Source organism: Myroides sp. TSA_177.3 (assembly GCF_052691955.1).
This window is the reverse complement of the sequence record NZ_JBQZGD010000002.1, coordinates 266,828-281,175: the sequence shown is the minus strand read 5'-3', so window position 1 is coordinate 281,175 and position 14,348 is coordinate 266,828. Positions and strand designations below refer to the sequence as shown.

Genomic DNA, 14,348 nt, shown 5'->3' with positions numbered 1-14,348 from the left:
TATGAGCCAAGAAGTAAATAAGGGAAATTATTCAGCCGATAGTATTCAGGCACTAGAAGGAATGGAGCACGTAAGAATGCGTCCTTCCATGTATATTGGAGATGTAGGAGTGCGCGGATTACACCACCTTGTATATGAGGTAGTAGATAACTCTATTGATGAGGCATTAGCGGGACATTGTGATACCATTAATGTAGTTATTAACGAAGACAACTCGATTTCTGTTGAAGATAATGGTCGTGGTATTCCCGTTGATATTCACAAAAAAGAAGGAGTATCTGCTTTAGAGGTAGTAATGACCAAAATTGGTGCAGGAGGAAAGTTCGATAAAGATTCATACAAGGTATCTGGAGGTTTACACGGGGTAGGGGTATCGTGTGTGAACGCGTTATCTGATTTATTGAGAGCAACTGTTTACCGCGATGGAAAAATCTATGAACAAGAATATTCAAAAGGTAAAGCTTTATTTCCAGTAAAAGTTATTGGTGAAACGGATAAGAGAGGGACAACTGTAATGTTTAAACCCGATCCGACCATCTTTACACAAACATTAGAATACTCGTATGATACATTAGCGTCTCGTTTACGTGAGTTAGCTTTCTTGAACAAAGGATTGACTATCACTTTGACGGATGCACGTGAAGTAGATGAGAAAGGACAGCAAAAAAGTGAGGTTTTCTTTTCTAAAGAAGGATTGAAAGAATTTATCAAGTTTTTAGATGGAAACCGTACGCCTATTATCAATGAAGTAATCTGGATGGAATCAGACAAAGGAGATGTTCCAGTTGAGGTTGCTTTAGTGTATAATGATACGTATTCAGAGAATATCTATTCGTATGTAAATAATATTAATACACATGAAGGAGGTACACATTTACAAGGTTTCCGTATGGGATTAACTCGTACGTTGAAAAAGTATGCAGATGCTTCTGGATTGTTAGATAAGTTGAAATTTGAAATTAGTGGGGATGATTTCCGTGAGGGATTAACCGCTATTATCTCTGTGAAGGTAATGGAACCACAATTCGAAGGTCAGACAAAAACTAAATTGGGGAACAGAGAAGTTGTTTCTCCAGTGAGTCAAGCTGTTGCTGAAATGTTGGAGAATTACTTAGAGGAAAATCCAAATGATGCAAAAATCATCGTGCAAAAAGTAATCTTAGCTGCACAAGCTAGACATGCTGCAAAAAAAGCACGTGAAATGGTTCAGCGTAAAACGGTAATGACTGGAGGAGGTCTTCCAGGTAAATTATCGGATTGTTCTGAGCAAGATCCAACCAAATGTGAGGTATTCCTTGTCGAGGGTGACTCGGCGGGTGGAACTGCCAAACAAGGACGTGATCGTAATTTTCAAGCAATTTTACCCTTGCGTGGTAAGATTTTGAACGTTGAAAAAGCAATGGGACACAAAGTATTCGAAAGTGAGGAGATTAAAAATATCTTTACTGCTTTAGGGGTTACTATTGGAACAGAAGAAGATAGTAAAGCCTTAAATCTTGAAAAACTGCGTTACCATAAAGTAGTGATTATGTGTGATGCCGACGTGGACGGTAGCCACATTGCAACGCTTATTTTGACTTTCTTCTTCCGTTATATGAGAGGATTGATTGAGAATGGACACGTATTTATCGCAACACCACCGTTGTATATGGTGAAAAAAGGACAGCGTAAAGTTTATGCTTGGAGCGATGAAGAGCGTATTGATTTAATGGAAGAGATGGGGAATGGATCAAGTGTACAACGATACAAAGGTCTTGGAGAGATGAATGCAGAACAATTGTGGGAAACTACAATGAATCCTGAACACCGTATCTTAAGACAAGTTAGAATTGACGATTTAAAAGAAGCCGATTTGGTTTTCTCAATGTTGATGGGGGATGAAGTTCCACCACGTAGAGACTTTATTGAGAAAAATGCAACGTACGCGAAAATCGATGCTTAATTAAAAATATCTATAATAAAAGGTCAAGCATATTTGCATTGACCTTTTTTTGTTTAACGAAAACTTTAAAAGCCATTTAATTATGAAAGTATCTGTAATTGGAGCAGGTAACGTTGGTGCAACATGCGCTGAAGTTATCGCATTTAGGCAAATAGCAAGCGAGGTAGTACTCGTAGATATTGCTGAAGGATTAGCTGAAGGTAAAGCGATGGATATCATGCAATGCGCTGCTAACTCAGGATTTGACACCGTAGTCAAAGGGGTAACAAAACAGTATGCCCGTACTGTAAACAGTGATGTTGTTGTGATTACTTCCGGAATTCCAAGAAAACCGGGGATGACACGTGAAGAATTAATTGGAACAAACACCGCAATTGTGAAAAGTGTGATGGAAAATGCATTGACAGTTTCGCCTAATGCGATTTTTGTTATTGTGACCAATCCAATGGATACTATGGCTTTGGCTGCCTTGAAAATATCAGGTTTAGCTAAGAATAGAATTATTGGAATGGGAGGCGCTTTGGACTCAGCTCGTTTCAAGTATTTCTTAAGCCAGAAATTAGATAAACCCGTAGCGGATATCGAAGGAATGGTGATTGGTGGACATGGTGATACAACCATGATTCCGCTTATTCGTTTAGCGACGTATAAAGGAATTCCTGTTACACAGTTGCTTTCAGAAGCTGATCAACAAGAAGTGGTAAAACAAACGATGGTTGGTGGAGCGACATTGACGAAGCTTTTAGGTACATCCGCTTGGTATGCACCAGGAGCAGCAGTTGCACATTTAGTAGATAGTATCTTGCACGATAGAAAAAAATTAATACCTTGTTCAACTTTATTGGAAGGGGAATATGGTGAACAAAATATTTTTATTGGTGTTCCTTGTATTATCGGAAAAAACGGAATTGAAAAAATCGTTGATGTTACTTTAAATAAAGAAGAAAAAGACGAATTTCGTAAGAGTGCGGAAGCTATTAAGGAGGTAAATAAAGAACTTCACAATATACTTTCATAAAATAATTATAACATGTCGAGCAAATAGAAATGGAAATCCTTATTTTTTTAGCGATAAACTTGCTAAAAGAATTGGTTAATCTAGCATCATATTTTATATTTGCTCGTTTTAAAAAAATAATTAATTAATTTTTAGTAATAATGCAAAACAAGGGACTTGTTAAATTTTTTGCAATAATTTTTGCTCTGGTAAGTATTTATCAGTTGTCTTTCACCTTTGTTACAGGCCATTATGAGGACAAAGCGAAAGCTTTTGCTAACGGGGATTCTGAGAAAGAATTACACTATTTAGACTCTATTGGTAATCAAACAGTTTTTTTAGGACAGACATTTAATGAAGTAAGAGCTAAACAAATCAACAAAGGTTTGGATTTAGAGGGAGGTATTAACGTTACGTTACAAATCTCAATCAAAGACATCCTTAAAGGATTAGCGAATAATTCAAAAAATGCTGTTTTTAATAAAGCATTGGCAGAGGCTGAGGCAATGAGACAAGGTAATCAAAGTTACCTTGATGCGTTTTATGCTGCTTTTGAAAAAGAATCAAAAGGTAGCGTGAAATTAGCTTCTGGAGATATTTTTGCAAACAGAAATTTAAGTGAGATTACAGTAGGTATGTCAGATAACCAAGTAAAGGCTATCTTAGACAAAAAAGTAAAAGAATCTATTGAGAGTGCGTACCGCGTATTCAGAGAGCGTATTGACAAATTTGGTGTTTCACAACCGAATATTCAGATGCTTGGTGATACAGGACGTATTTTAGTTGAATTGCCAGGTGCAAAAGATGTAGATCGTATCAAGAATCTTTTACAAAGTACTGCTCAATTAGAGTTTTGGGAAACGTATAAAGTTGAAGAAATTGGAAACTACTTAGCTTCTGCTAATGAGTACTTAAAATCAACGGATAAAGCGGCTAAACCTGAAACAAAAGAAACTGAACAAGTTCAAGATTCAACAAAAACAGATGTTGATGCATTATTAGGTGGAATCAAAGCTGATTCTACTGAGACGGATCAATTGCAAGAATTAGGTCCTTTATTCAGCTTATTCGTTGGAGGTGGACAGCAAGGAAGTCCTATTTTAGGATATGTTCAAACAAAAGATACAGTAAAGGTAAATGGTTTATTAAAACGTCAAGACGTTAGAAACTTATTGCCAGCTGATCAAAAATACGCTCGTTTTGTTTGGGGTAAACCAAGTAAAAAGGCACCAGATATCGTTGAGTTATATGCATTGAAAACAAACCGCGAAGGAGTTCCTCCTTTAAGTGGAAGTGTTGTAACAGGTGCACAAGATGAGTACGATAACTTTGGTCGTCCAGTTGTTGGTATGACAATGAGCCCAAAAGGAGCTAAAATCTGGGAAGAATTAACAGGAAAAGCATTTGCTGAGCGTTCGAATATCGCAATCGTTTTAGATAACGTGGTGTATTCTGCTCCTGGTGTTACTAACGGAGCAATCTCTGGTGGTAGATCATCTATTTCTGGTGACTTCTCTGTTGCTGATGCAAAAGATTTAGCGAATATCTTACGTGCTGGTAAATTACCTGCAGGTGCGGATATCGTTCAATCTGAAATCGTAGGACCATCATTAGGACAACAAGCTATTGATGCAGGTATGTTATCTGCAATCGCTGGTTTAATCGTTGTTTGGTTATGGATGGCATTCTACTATGGTAGAGCAGGTTGGTACGCAAATATTGCGTTATTAGCTAACTTATTGTTCATGTTTGGTATTTTAGCAAGTTTAGGTGCTGTATTGACATTGCCTGGTATTGCTGGTATCGTATTGACCATGGGTACTGCAGTAGATGCGAATATTATTATTTCCGAACGTGCGAAAGAATGTTTGCGAAAGGGTATGAGTTTGGCGGATACAATCAAAGAATCATACAGCTGGCATGGTGCTATGCGTCCAATCGTAGATGCTAACGTAACGCACATCCTTACAGGGGTTATCTTATTCGCTTTCGGATCAGGACCTATCAAAGGATTCGCAACTACTTTATTAATTGGTATCGCTACTTCATTATTTACTTCTATTTTCATCGCTCGTATCTTCATGGATAGAGATGTGAAAGCTGGAAGAACATTAATGTTTGCAACGAATATCACGAAAAACTGGTTTACAAACTTCAACTTTGACTTCTTGAAAATGAAGAAAGCAACGTACGGTCTTTCAGCTGTAATTGTTGTTGTTTCTTTTGCTTCATTCTTTATCAATGGATTTGATGAAGGAACGGATTTCGTTGGAGGTAGAACGTTCCAAGTGAAATTTGACAAAGAAGTTTCTGCTAATGATGTAAGTGAAAAATTAGGAGAGGTATTCGGAGTAAACGTTGAGGCTAAAGTTTTTGGTAACAAAGAGCAGTTAAAAATTACTACGAAATACAAAGTAGAAGAAGAAGGTGCTACAGTTGACCAAGAAGTAAACGAATTGTTATACAAAGGATTGAAACCTTACTATGCAAAAGATATTACATACGAAGAGTTCGTTAATGCTACAGAAGGAAAAGTTTACGGAGTTATTCAAGCTTCTAAAATCGGACCAAGTGTTGCAAAAGACGTGAAACAAAACGCATATTGGGCTGTTTTAGGTTCAATGGCTGCTATCTTCGTTTACTTAGTAATTTCATTCCGTAAATGGCAGTATTCATTAGGTGCTATTGTATCTGTTGCGCACGACGTAATCTTTGTATTAGGAGTTTACTCGTTGACTTACAAATTTATGCCTTGGCACATGGAAATCGATCAACACTTTATTGCAGCAATCTTAACTGTAATTGGTTACTCGATGAACGATACTGTAATTGTATTTGACCGTGTACGTGAATTTATCGCTGGTAAAACAAAAGGAGATTTCAATAAGATTGTAAACGATTCAGTGAATACAACATTATCAAGAACAATTAATACTTCATTGACTTTAATCTTTGTATTATTAATCATGTTCATCTTTGGTGGAGATTCAATCCGCGGATTTATCTTTGCTATGTTGATTGGTATTATTGTAGGTACTTATTCATCTCTATTCTTAGCTACGCCTGTATTAGTTGATACAATGCCTAGAAAAGATAAAGAAGAAATCGAAAGATTACACCAAGAAGCTCAAGAAGAATTAGCTGTTGAAAAAGCATAATAGCTAGCTTCAATCTATAAAAAGAAAACACTCTACGTCAAGTAGGGTGTTTTTTTTTTGCGGATAAGGGGCAAAAATGGAAAATTAGAGGGCATATCTAGACTAATAAACCTCCTTGAGCTAACTATTTATAGGGGTTTGCGCAAAAAAAATGTGTTAATTATTTTTAATTGTTGTATTTTTGATACACGAAAAAGAAAGTTGGTTGAATAAGGATGATAGATTCTTCTCTACCTGCGAATGGAATTAATAGTAACCGTATAGATCCAATTAATAATTGAAAGGGCAAGGCAAGTAGGATTGGCGTTGTTTTTTCATTTTTGGAAGTTATACAAACAAACGAATTGGAAAAAAAGTGCTAGAACATTCTTTACAACAAGCCATCAAAGTATATGCGAATGCAGATGAAGCATCTGCATACGTAGCTGATAAAATTGCGCAAATAATTAAAGCAAAGCAAGAGAAAGGCAACCTTGCTATTTTGGGATTAGCAACTGGATCTACTCCGAAAGGGGTATATAGAGAATTGGTGCGTTTGCATCAAAGTGAGGGGCTAAGTTTTCAAAATGTAGTGACCTTTAATTTAGATGAGTATTATCCTATGCATCCCGTAGAGGAACAAAGTTATGTTGCCTTTATGAAGCAAAATTTGTTTAACCATATTGATATTCCGGCACATCAGATTCACATTCCAGATGGGACGCTAGAATTGAGTGCGATACAAGCTTATTGTGATTTATATGAACAGAAGATTGTTGATTTTGGTGGGTTAGATATGCAGCTATTGGGTATTGGGCGCAGTGGACATATCGGATTTAACGAACCAGGGTCATTGCAGGAGTCTTTAACGCGTTTGGTACAATTAGATGCTATTACACGTGAAGATGCCGCAGATGACTTCGGAGGAGCTGATAAAGTGCCTACGCAAGCAATTACAATGGGAATTCAAACCATCGTACAAGCGAAGCAAATCTTTTTATTAGCGTTGAGTGAGCGTAAAGCTGCAATTATTCAGAAAGCTTTAAAAGGAGAAATTTCGACTGCAGTACCAGCAACTTTTTTACAGCAATTGGAACATGTTGAATATATTCTAGATCAGAAAGCTGCAGCTTTGCTGTAAGAACTAACTGAAAAAGAACGTGATAAAATATAGATAAGCCAATCCTGAGGATTGGCTTTTTTTATCGTTAGTAAGTGGTAAATAGTTTATGAGGCATTATTCCAGTCTATAGGTATCCATAATCGAGCGAAAAAGTTCAGCGTTCGATGGAGGAGTTAAGATGACTGCGCTAATTTTCTTATTTACAATAGAGTGTAGGGAGTCGAAGGTTTTGCCTCCGGTTGAAATAATAGGAAAATCAGGGTAGTTGCGTTGTAAATGTTCAACGATGGCCACCGTATTAGGGCCTCCTGTAACGTTAAAACAAGATACTCCCGCTTGTATGCGTTGATCAAAATCAAAATTCAACGTGGATACACTCGAAATAATAGGGATTGATAATTGCTGTTTCAATTTGGCAATATCTTCATTTTTAAAAGGTTGATTAACGATAACCGCCGCTGCACCATATTTTTGAGCCTGAATCGCTATTTCAATAGCGTGTTCCCCTTGGGTCATTCCACCACCAATACCACAAATAACAGGTCTATTCGAAAATTCGATGAGTGTTTTGATAATCTGTATCGAAGGGGGAAAAGGATATACGGCTAATAGGGCATCTGCATCGTTATTTTCAATCAATGCTAAATCAGTGGAATAGAGAATAGTTTTAATTTTATTTTTCTGCAATTCCAATCCTTTACAGTTTTGGGTGATATGTTTAGGGGTCGGTATTTTGGCTTGTTTCTTAGGCAGAGATTTCCAAAATAAAAATAAGTTCCAGAAACGCCTTTGAGGCATCTTGGAATTCCATATAGAATTTAGATTGGCTGTTGTAGACATGGCTTGCGTGTTTAAAAGATACAACGCAAAGATTTAAAATTTAGGCAATTCTAGAGCTTTACTGTAATTAGTTTGCGTAAAACTGTAATGAATCTCGAATTTTATGTAATGTAATTTAGGTGAAAAATGCAATAATGGGGTTAAATTAAATGGTGATCAGTAGCTATTTTAACCAGTTCAATCATATTTTTAGCCTTAAATTTCTGTAAAAGATTTCTGCGATGGGTTTCGACAGTTACAAGAGAGATAAATAAATTTTGAGCTATAATAGCGGACGTATCTCCTTGAGCAATAGCCAAGAGGATCTGATGTTCTCTTTTCGTTAATCTTGGAATCTCAAAGTGGGTATGCGTAGGTCGAACCATAATTTCTTGGACTTCTTCGCTCAGTGCTAGCTTACCTTCAAGGGCTTTTTCAATGCCTTCGAGAATTTCTTCTGAATCTGCATTTTTTAGGATATACCCCGATGCACCGTGTTCTAGCAATTTAAAGATGATACTGCGTTCCGTTTGATTGCTTAGTCCAATCACTAAAATATGAGGATACTGTTGTTTGATGCTTTTGCAAAAATCTAAACCATTCCCATCACTCAAAATAATGTCAAGCAGGACAAGGTCAACCTGGTTGGTTTGGATAAAATCCAATAAAGCCGTTCCTTTCGTAAACGAAAAGATTTGAAAATTAGAATCACTCAATAGGGATTTTATTCCAGCTATAATCATCGGATGATCATCCACAATTGCTAAGGTGAGTTGTTCTTTTTTATGCATGACAAGTAATGTTTAATGTGGTGCCTTCACCAGGAGCCGTGTTGATTTCTAAATGCCCTTCAATGAGTTCGACGCGATGGGCAATGTTTTTTAAACCTAGACCATAGGTAATCGTTTCTTGGTTGAACCCCATGCCATTATCTTCAATGGTTAGGCTGAGTTCCCCTTCATTTTGACTGATTTGCACAATAATACTAGAGGCCTGAGCATATTTAAGTACATTGCTAATAGCTTCTTGTGTAATGCGATAGAGGGCGAGCTGTATGGAGAAATCAAGACCATCTTGTATATCATAAGCTTCAAATTGAATAGGAAGATGCGGGTGACTCATGGATTCACACAATTCTTGAAGCGCTATTTCAAGCCCAAGGTTTTTAAGTGTTTCAGGCATTAAATTACGAGAGATTCGCCTCATTTCTGCAATGGAGTAATCCAATTTACTCAGTAGATCTTGTTTCGATTCTGGCTGTGTTACATCTTTCGAAACCTTCATTCGAATATTCGCTAAGATACCTCCCATACTATCGTGTAAATCTTGAGCGATGCGCTGTCTCTCTTGTTCTTCGCCTTGTAATATAGCCTGCGTTGCTTCATATTTGCGTTCGTTGTCAATGTGGAGCAGTTGCTCTTCATGTCGCAGGCGAATTTGTTTGTTGAGTTTCTTCTGATTTTTAAAGTTAATCCACGCCAAAAAGGCAATAATCAAACATAAAATAAAGGCAATAATCAGTAAAGTAAACTTTAAATTTTTATTCTTATTCAGCAATTCACTTTCCTTTTTTTCTTGCTCCAATTGGTCTATTTCCTGCTGCTTTTCAGCCGTTTGAAGCTGAATTTCCAATTGATTCATCTTTTCAAACAACTTTTGCTGATGTAAGCTATCACTTAAGATACTCGCTTTTTTCTGCCAATCATACGCACTTTTGAAATCTTGAAGGACTTCATTGACCGATGCTAATTGCGTATAGGTTATTTTGCGGTTGACGGGCTCTTTGACGATGATATTTTCCTTGAGAATTTGCTCCAATAGCGCTTTGGCTTGGAGGTAATCCTTTTGCATCAAGTACACATTATACAGACGGAAATACAACATATTGAGTACTCTCAACTGTTTTTTACTTTTAGCCGAAGCTATCCCAAGATGCAGTGTTTCTAAAGCTTTTTTAAACTCTTGCCGTGTCGTATAGTACATGGCTACTTGGTAGTAGTAGTTGGGATAGTGTTGAGAATTAGGGAACTTTTTTAGCAGCTTCGTTGCTTGATCCAAGTAGATTTTAGCCGATTCACTATCTGGTTTATAGCAATAATTACTTACTAAATTCAAGTAGGTAATTAAATGTACCGTGCTTTGGGGTTCAATTTCACTTATTACCTCTAAGGCTTTATCATGATATTCTTGAGCAGTATCCAGTTGGGCAACAGACATAAAGACAAGTCCCAATTGAGTATAAAAATAGGCGAGTGCCTCTTTATTTCCTGTTTCTTTGGCCCATGGAATACAGGTTTCAGTTAGTGTTTTGACCAAGATATCATAACCTTTCTCTTCAATTTGAAGGTAGGCGTAACTGTATTGGGCTTTGATGCGAATATCTGCTAGATAAGCTTTGGATTTAAGTTGCTCTATGGCCTGGAGATAAGACGCTTTAGCCTGGTCTTTTTTACCCGTATTGGCATAGTATATTCCTTGGTAATAAGCAAGTGTACCTGTGTGAAGTTGTTTAGCAGTAGGTGCTTGAAGAACCTTTTGTAAGGCCTTATAACTTTGAATACTATCAGTCGGCGCCCAATATTCCGCTAAGAGGAGGTAATTTTTTAGTGCAATTGTATCCTGTCCATGTGCTTGGATTTGAGTATTAATTTGCGACAGGTATTGTTCCTCATCTAGAGGAATTAAGTACTGAGCACAGGTTGTATTACAACCCAAGACGAATAGAAATAGAGATAATAGCGTTTTCGGCATTCGATGGTAATTAGGAAACAAATATCTGAATAAAAAAAAAATATTCGCAATAGGTTGTAAAAATCAGGGTAAACCCGTAGAAAAAAATCACGGTATGCGATGATTGTCGAAAAAGTAGAAGATAAAGAAATTTGTCTCTCACAACAAAAACAAAAATTAGTATGAAAAAACTCCAAGGAAAAGTGAGCCTATTAGCAGCGGTAGCTGTTATGGCTACCAGCGCATTTGTTACAAGCTGTAGTTCAAGTGATGACAATGGCGGAATTGATTTACCAGAAAGAGGATCAATTGACGCTGCTGTTGGAACGTATAAAGGATCAATGAGAGTCTATGATGATTTCACAGGAACAGGAAAGTATGAATTTTTCGATGTAATTATCCAGGTGACTAAAGTTGATGCACAACACGTGAAAGTAACAGCAAAATCAGGTGAAATTTATTCTCGTGTTACTGAAAAAGTAATGAAAGTAGAAGGAAATTACAACAATGATATCACTACTGTTACAGGGGATCTATCGGGAATATTTTGGTATCATGCAGATACAAAAACCATGGATGTTCACACAACAAAACAGGCAGAAGGAGAGATTATATACGTATTTGAAGGCGCAAAACAAGCTGGAAAATAAGCAATTCGGATGTTCCCATTAACTGATAAAAACTAGAATTAGTAAGAGGAAAAGCTCTTTTCTACACCTTGTAGGAAAGAGTTTTTTTATGGTGTATTCTGAGGAATGGTCCATTGTGCCATATGCCAATTAACCTGATTAGGATACGATTCGTAATAGGCGTCATCTTCATTGATGGTATAGCCTTGTTTGGCGTTTTCTTGCGCCGCTAGCATGAAATTTTGCGCTTCTGTTTTGTTGTTTTGAGCGAGAAAACACATCCCTTTATAATACTGAGCATCGGAGAATTTAGGGTATTCTATCAATGCTTTATCCAAGTAATACTGGGCTTGGGTGTAATGATAACGATAAGCACCCTGGGTAAGGTATTGATCGATTAATTTTTCTTGCTTGGATTGCCCCCAACTAGCGAAAGATCCCCATAGAAAAAATAACAGTATAAGTGTTCTCATTAGTAGGTGTTAGTGAAGCGTAGGATGTGACGTCTAATGTACAAAAAAAGTATTTTCTCTTTTTATTTTTACTTTTTTAGCTCGTTAATTTTGTATCTTGTTAGGATATAGTGTTTTATGTTGTATAAGCTAGCAATGACTTTATAGGATGAATAAAATAAAAAGTATGCATTAGAACGGTTACTCCCTCAACAACATCATATTTCACGACCTCGCAAAACTCAAAATCTCCCTCCTAATTATTTATCCTATGATAAATGTAATGTAGGGTACGGATCTTAATTTTGTCCCGTTATTTTAACTCAAAAAATAAAAAAATGACAACTAAAAAAGTACTATTATCCGAGATTTTTCCAACTAAAACTAGAATTCGATTAGTAGCTGTATGGCTAATTGTGATTTTATTCCTGCTTTTTGGGCAAAGCTTCTTAGGTGATTCAATCACGGGGATGATTGCATTAGGAACATTCTTAGTTTTACTTTTTACTATTATTGGTGCAGCATTTGGTGTGGTGAAAGAAGCCGATGAATTGGCGCATAAATTAGGTGAGCCTTATGGAACGTTGATTCTAACTTTATCCATTGTGTCCATTGAAGTAATCTTGATTGCAGCAGTGATGTTGGGGCCTGGAGAAAATCCTACTATCGGGAAAGACTCTATTTTTTCCGTGATGATGATTATTATGAACTTGGTTATTGGACTGTGTATCCTTTTAGGCGGTTTAAAGTTTGGTGAACAAGAATACAATGCCCAAGGAACGCTTTCCTATATGGGGATGATTATCATGCTTGGAGGAATTGGATTGATGCTACCTAACTTTATTCAAGGAGCAGGTGGAGGTCAGTTTACAACAACACAAGCTGTAGTATTAGCTGGATTGGTGATTGTACTCTATGGTTTTTTCTTGTTGTTGCAAATGAAGCGCTACAAGCATTTGTATATTCAACCGAAGGCGGGAAACATGGAAATTTTGTTTGCACAACGCCATGAAGTAGAAGAGAAAGAACATGCAGATGTAGAAGCAGTACCCGTGAATAAGAAAGAGATTTGGGTGCGTACCTTGATTTTACTAGGGATGATTCTACCTATTGTTTTGCTTTCTCATAATATGGCTGTAGTGGTAGATTACGGTATTAAAGCAGCAAATTTACCTCCTTTATTAGGTGGAGTGTTGATTGCTATTATTGTTTTTACGCCAGAATCCATGACTGCTGTTAAAGCCGCTTTAAACAACGAATTTCAACGTGCAATTAACTTGTGTCATGGGGCATTTGTATCTACTGTTGGGTTAACAATTCCTGCTGTATTACTTGTAGGGTTAATCACAGGGAAAACCGTGTTGTTCGGAATGACGGCCACAGAGACCATTCTCTTTGTCATCACTTTATTGTTGAGTTTGATGACTTTTATTGGCAAGCGAACCACACCCATTATGGGAATGATGCACCTAGTGCTCTTTGTTGTATTCATGCTTTTAATTTTTAATCCTTAATATAAAAACGCAAAATGGAACAGAATAAAGGACCCGTTTCACAATTTTTAGCAAGTAATTTTTTACATTTTAATGCTGCTTCAACGATTGATGCTGCCAAAGGTTATGAGGCACATCTAGCGGCAGGAGGGAAGATGTTGATTTCATTAGCTGGTGCAATGAGTACCGCTGAGCTTGGTATTTCATTAGCTGAAATGATCCGTCAAGGTAAAGTAGATATTATCAGCTGTACAGGTGCCAACTTAGAGGAAGACATCATGAATCTAGTGGCACATTCACAGTATAAGAGAATACCTAATTACCGCGATTTAACGCCTCAGGATGAATTGGATTTGTTGCAAAATAAATACAATCGCGTAACGGATACTTGTATTCCAGAAGAGGAAGCTTTCCGCAAGATTCAACATCACATTGAAAAAATATGGAAAGATGCAGAAGCACAAGGAGAGCGTTATTTTCCACATGAGTACATGTATAAATTGTTGTTGAGCGGTGTACTAGAGCAAGAGTATGAAATTGACCCTAAAAACTCGTGGATGCTTGCTGCAGCAGAACGCAATTTGCCAATTGTAGTTCCAGGATGGGAAGACTCAACGATGGGGAATATTTTCGCTTCTTATGTAATTAAAAGAGAGCTACAAGCCTCAACAGTAAAAAGCGGTATTGAATATATGGTTTGGTTGGCTGAGTTTTACGAACAAAATGCTGTAGACCAAGGGATCGGATTTTTCCAAATTGGAGGAGGTATTGCAGGTGATTTCTCGATGTGTGTCGCTCCAATGCTCGTACAAGATTTAGAGAAAGACAACGTATTAAAATGGAGATATTACTGTCAGATTACTGATTCTACAACTTCGTATGGTTCGTATTCTGGTTGTATTCCAAATGAAAAAATAACTTGGGGAAAACTCGATGTCGATACGCCAAGCTATGTCATTGAATCTGATGCTACTATTGTAGCCCCACTTATATTTGCTTGGATTTTAGGTAAATAGTTTAATTCTT

At 37.0% G+C, this 14,348-nt stretch carries 11 protein-coding genes; 7 read left to right on the top strand and 4 right to left on the bottom strand.

The genetic code is table 11. The features are described 5' to 3' along the window. Position 1 precedes the first annotated feature (1 nt). The 4 genes from gyrB (at position 2) to nagB (ending at position 7,217) form a co-directional block, all read left to right on the top strand. Complete coding sequence (gene gyrB / locus ACUTSE_RS03310; protein WP_445639229.1) at positions 2–1,942, top strand: DNA topoisomerase (ATP-hydrolyzing) subunit B; 1,941 nt, start codon at positions 2–4, stop codon at positions 1,940–1,942. 82 nt (positions 1,943–2,024) lie between these two features. Next, positions 2,025–2,960: a malate dehydrogenase gene (locus ACUTSE_RS03305; RefSeq protein WP_002985617.1), complete on the top strand. Its 936-nt coding sequence runs from the start codon at positions 2,025–2,027 to the stop codon at positions 2,958–2,960. A gap of 140 nt (positions 2,961–3,100) precedes the next feature. Then, a complete protein-coding gene (gene secDF / locus ACUTSE_RS03300) occupies positions 3,101–6,097 on the top strand; it encodes a protein translocase subunit SecDF (RefSeq protein ID WP_445639228.1) in 2,997 nt (998 codons plus the stop codon). Positions 6,098–6,452: 355 nt separating this feature from the next. After that, positions 6,453–7,217: a glucosamine-6-phosphate deaminase gene (gene nagB / locus ACUTSE_RS03295; RefSeq protein ID WP_002985614.1), complete on the top strand. Its 765-nt coding sequence runs from the start codon at positions 6,453–6,455 to the stop codon at positions 7,215–7,217. A 96-nt stretch (positions 7,218–7,313) separates the two neighbouring features. Here the strand turns inward: nagB and ACUTSE_RS03290 are convergent, their stop codons facing one another. The 3 genes from ACUTSE_RS03290 to ACUTSE_RS03280 all read right to left on the bottom strand — a co-directional run bounded on the left by ACUTSE_RS03290 (position 7,314) and on the right by ACUTSE_RS03280 (position 10,769). Then, on the bottom strand, positions 7,314–8,039 hold the full coding sequence (locus ACUTSE_RS03290; RefSeq protein ID WP_445639227.1) for a hypothetical protein: 726 nt from the start codon (positions 8,037–8,039) through the stop codon (positions 7,314–7,316). 140 nt (positions 8,040–8,179) lie between these two features. Next, on the bottom strand, positions 8,180–8,809 hold the full coding sequence (locus ACUTSE_RS03285; protein WP_445639226.1) for a response regulator: 630 nt from the start codon (positions 8,807–8,809) through the stop codon (positions 8,180–8,182). Then, complete coding sequence (locus ACUTSE_RS03280; RefSeq protein WP_445639225.1) at positions 8,802–10,769, bottom strand: tetratricopeptide repeat-containing sensor histidine kinase; 1,968 nt, start codon at positions 10,767–10,769, stop codon at positions 8,802–8,804. The genes ACUTSE_RS03285 and ACUTSE_RS03280 overlap by 8 nt, the downstream gene beginning before the upstream one ends. A 161-nt stretch (positions 10,770–10,930) precedes the next feature. Here ACUTSE_RS03280 and ACUTSE_RS03275 point away from each other — a divergent pair, with 161 nt between their 5' ends. Continuing rightward, the gene (locus ACUTSE_RS03275; RefSeq protein WP_002985607.1) at positions 10,931–11,398 is read left to right on the top strand and encodes a hypothetical protein; all 468 of its coding nucleotides are present in this window, start codon (positions 10,931–10,933) and stop codon (positions 11,396–11,398) included. An 86-nt stretch (positions 11,399–11,484) separates the two neighbouring features. Here the strand turns inward: ACUTSE_RS03275 and ACUTSE_RS03270 are convergent, their stop codons facing one another. Then, positions 11,485–11,850 carry a tetratricopeptide repeat protein gene (locus ACUTSE_RS03270; protein WP_445639224.1) on the bottom strand — a complete coding sequence of 122 codons (366 nt, stop codon included), beginning with the start codon at positions 11,848–11,850 and terminating at the stop codon, positions 11,485–11,487. Positions 11,851–12,167: 317 nt separating this feature from the next. Here ACUTSE_RS03270 and ACUTSE_RS03265 point away from each other — a divergent pair, with 317 nt between their 5' ends. Both ACUTSE_RS03265 and ACUTSE_RS03260 read left to right on the top strand, forming a co-directional pair. Then, positions 12,168–13,343 (top strand): calcium:proton antiporter, encoded by a 1,176-nt coding sequence (locus tag ACUTSE_RS03265; RefSeq protein ID WP_002985601.1) that lies wholly within the window; start codon positions 12,168–12,170, stop codon positions 13,341–13,343. Positions 13,344–13,357: 14 nt separating this feature from the next. Next, complete coding sequence (locus ACUTSE_RS03260) at positions 13,358–14,338, top strand: deoxyhypusine synthase family protein (RefSeq protein ID WP_002985599.1); 981 nt, start codon at positions 13,358–13,360, stop codon at positions 14,336–14,338. The last annotated feature ends 10 nt before the right edge of the window (positions 14,339–14,348 follow it).

What these genes read in the sequence shown, in the direction of transcription:
- ACUTSE_RS03260 (WP_002985599.1), top strand. Translation starts at nt 13,358, where the DNA reads ATGGAACAGAATAAAGGACCCGTTTCACAATTTTTAGCAAGTAATTTT.
- secDF (WP_445639228.1), top strand. Translation starts at nt 3,101, where the DNA reads ATGCAAAACAAGGGACTTGTTAAATTTTTTGCAATAATTTTTGCTCTG.
- gyrB (WP_445639229.1), top strand. Translation starts at nt 2, where the DNA reads ATGAGCCAAGAAGTAAATAAGGGAAATTATTCAGCCGATAGTATTCAG.
- ACUTSE_RS03305 (WP_002985617.1), top strand. Translation starts at nt 2,025, where the DNA reads ATGAAAGTATCTGTAATTGGAGCAGGTAACGTTGGTGCAACATGCGCT.
- ACUTSE_RS03290 (WP_445639227.1), bottom strand. Translation starts at nt 8,039, where the DNA reads ATGTCTACAACAGCCAATCTAAATTCTATATGGAATTCCAAGATGCCT.
- ACUTSE_RS03285 (WP_445639226.1), bottom strand. Translation starts at nt 8,809, where the DNA reads ATGCATAAAAAAGAACAACTCACCTTAGCAATTGTGGATGATCATCCG.
- ACUTSE_RS03270 (WP_445639224.1), bottom strand. Translation starts at nt 11,850, where the DNA reads ATGAGAACACTTATACTGTTATTTTTTCTATGGGGATCTTTCGCTAGT.
- ACUTSE_RS03275 (WP_002985607.1), top strand. Translation starts at nt 10,931, where the DNA reads ATGAAAAAACTCCAAGGAAAAGTGAGCCTATTAGCAGCGGTAGCTGTT.
- ACUTSE_RS03265 (WP_002985601.1), top strand. Translation starts at nt 12,168, where the DNA reads ATGACAACTAAAAAAGTACTATTATCCGAGATTTTTCCAACTAAAACT.
- ACUTSE_RS03280 (WP_445639225.1), bottom strand. Translation starts at nt 10,769, where the DNA reads ATGCCGAAAACGCTATTATCTCTATTTCTATTCGTCTTGGGTTGTAAT.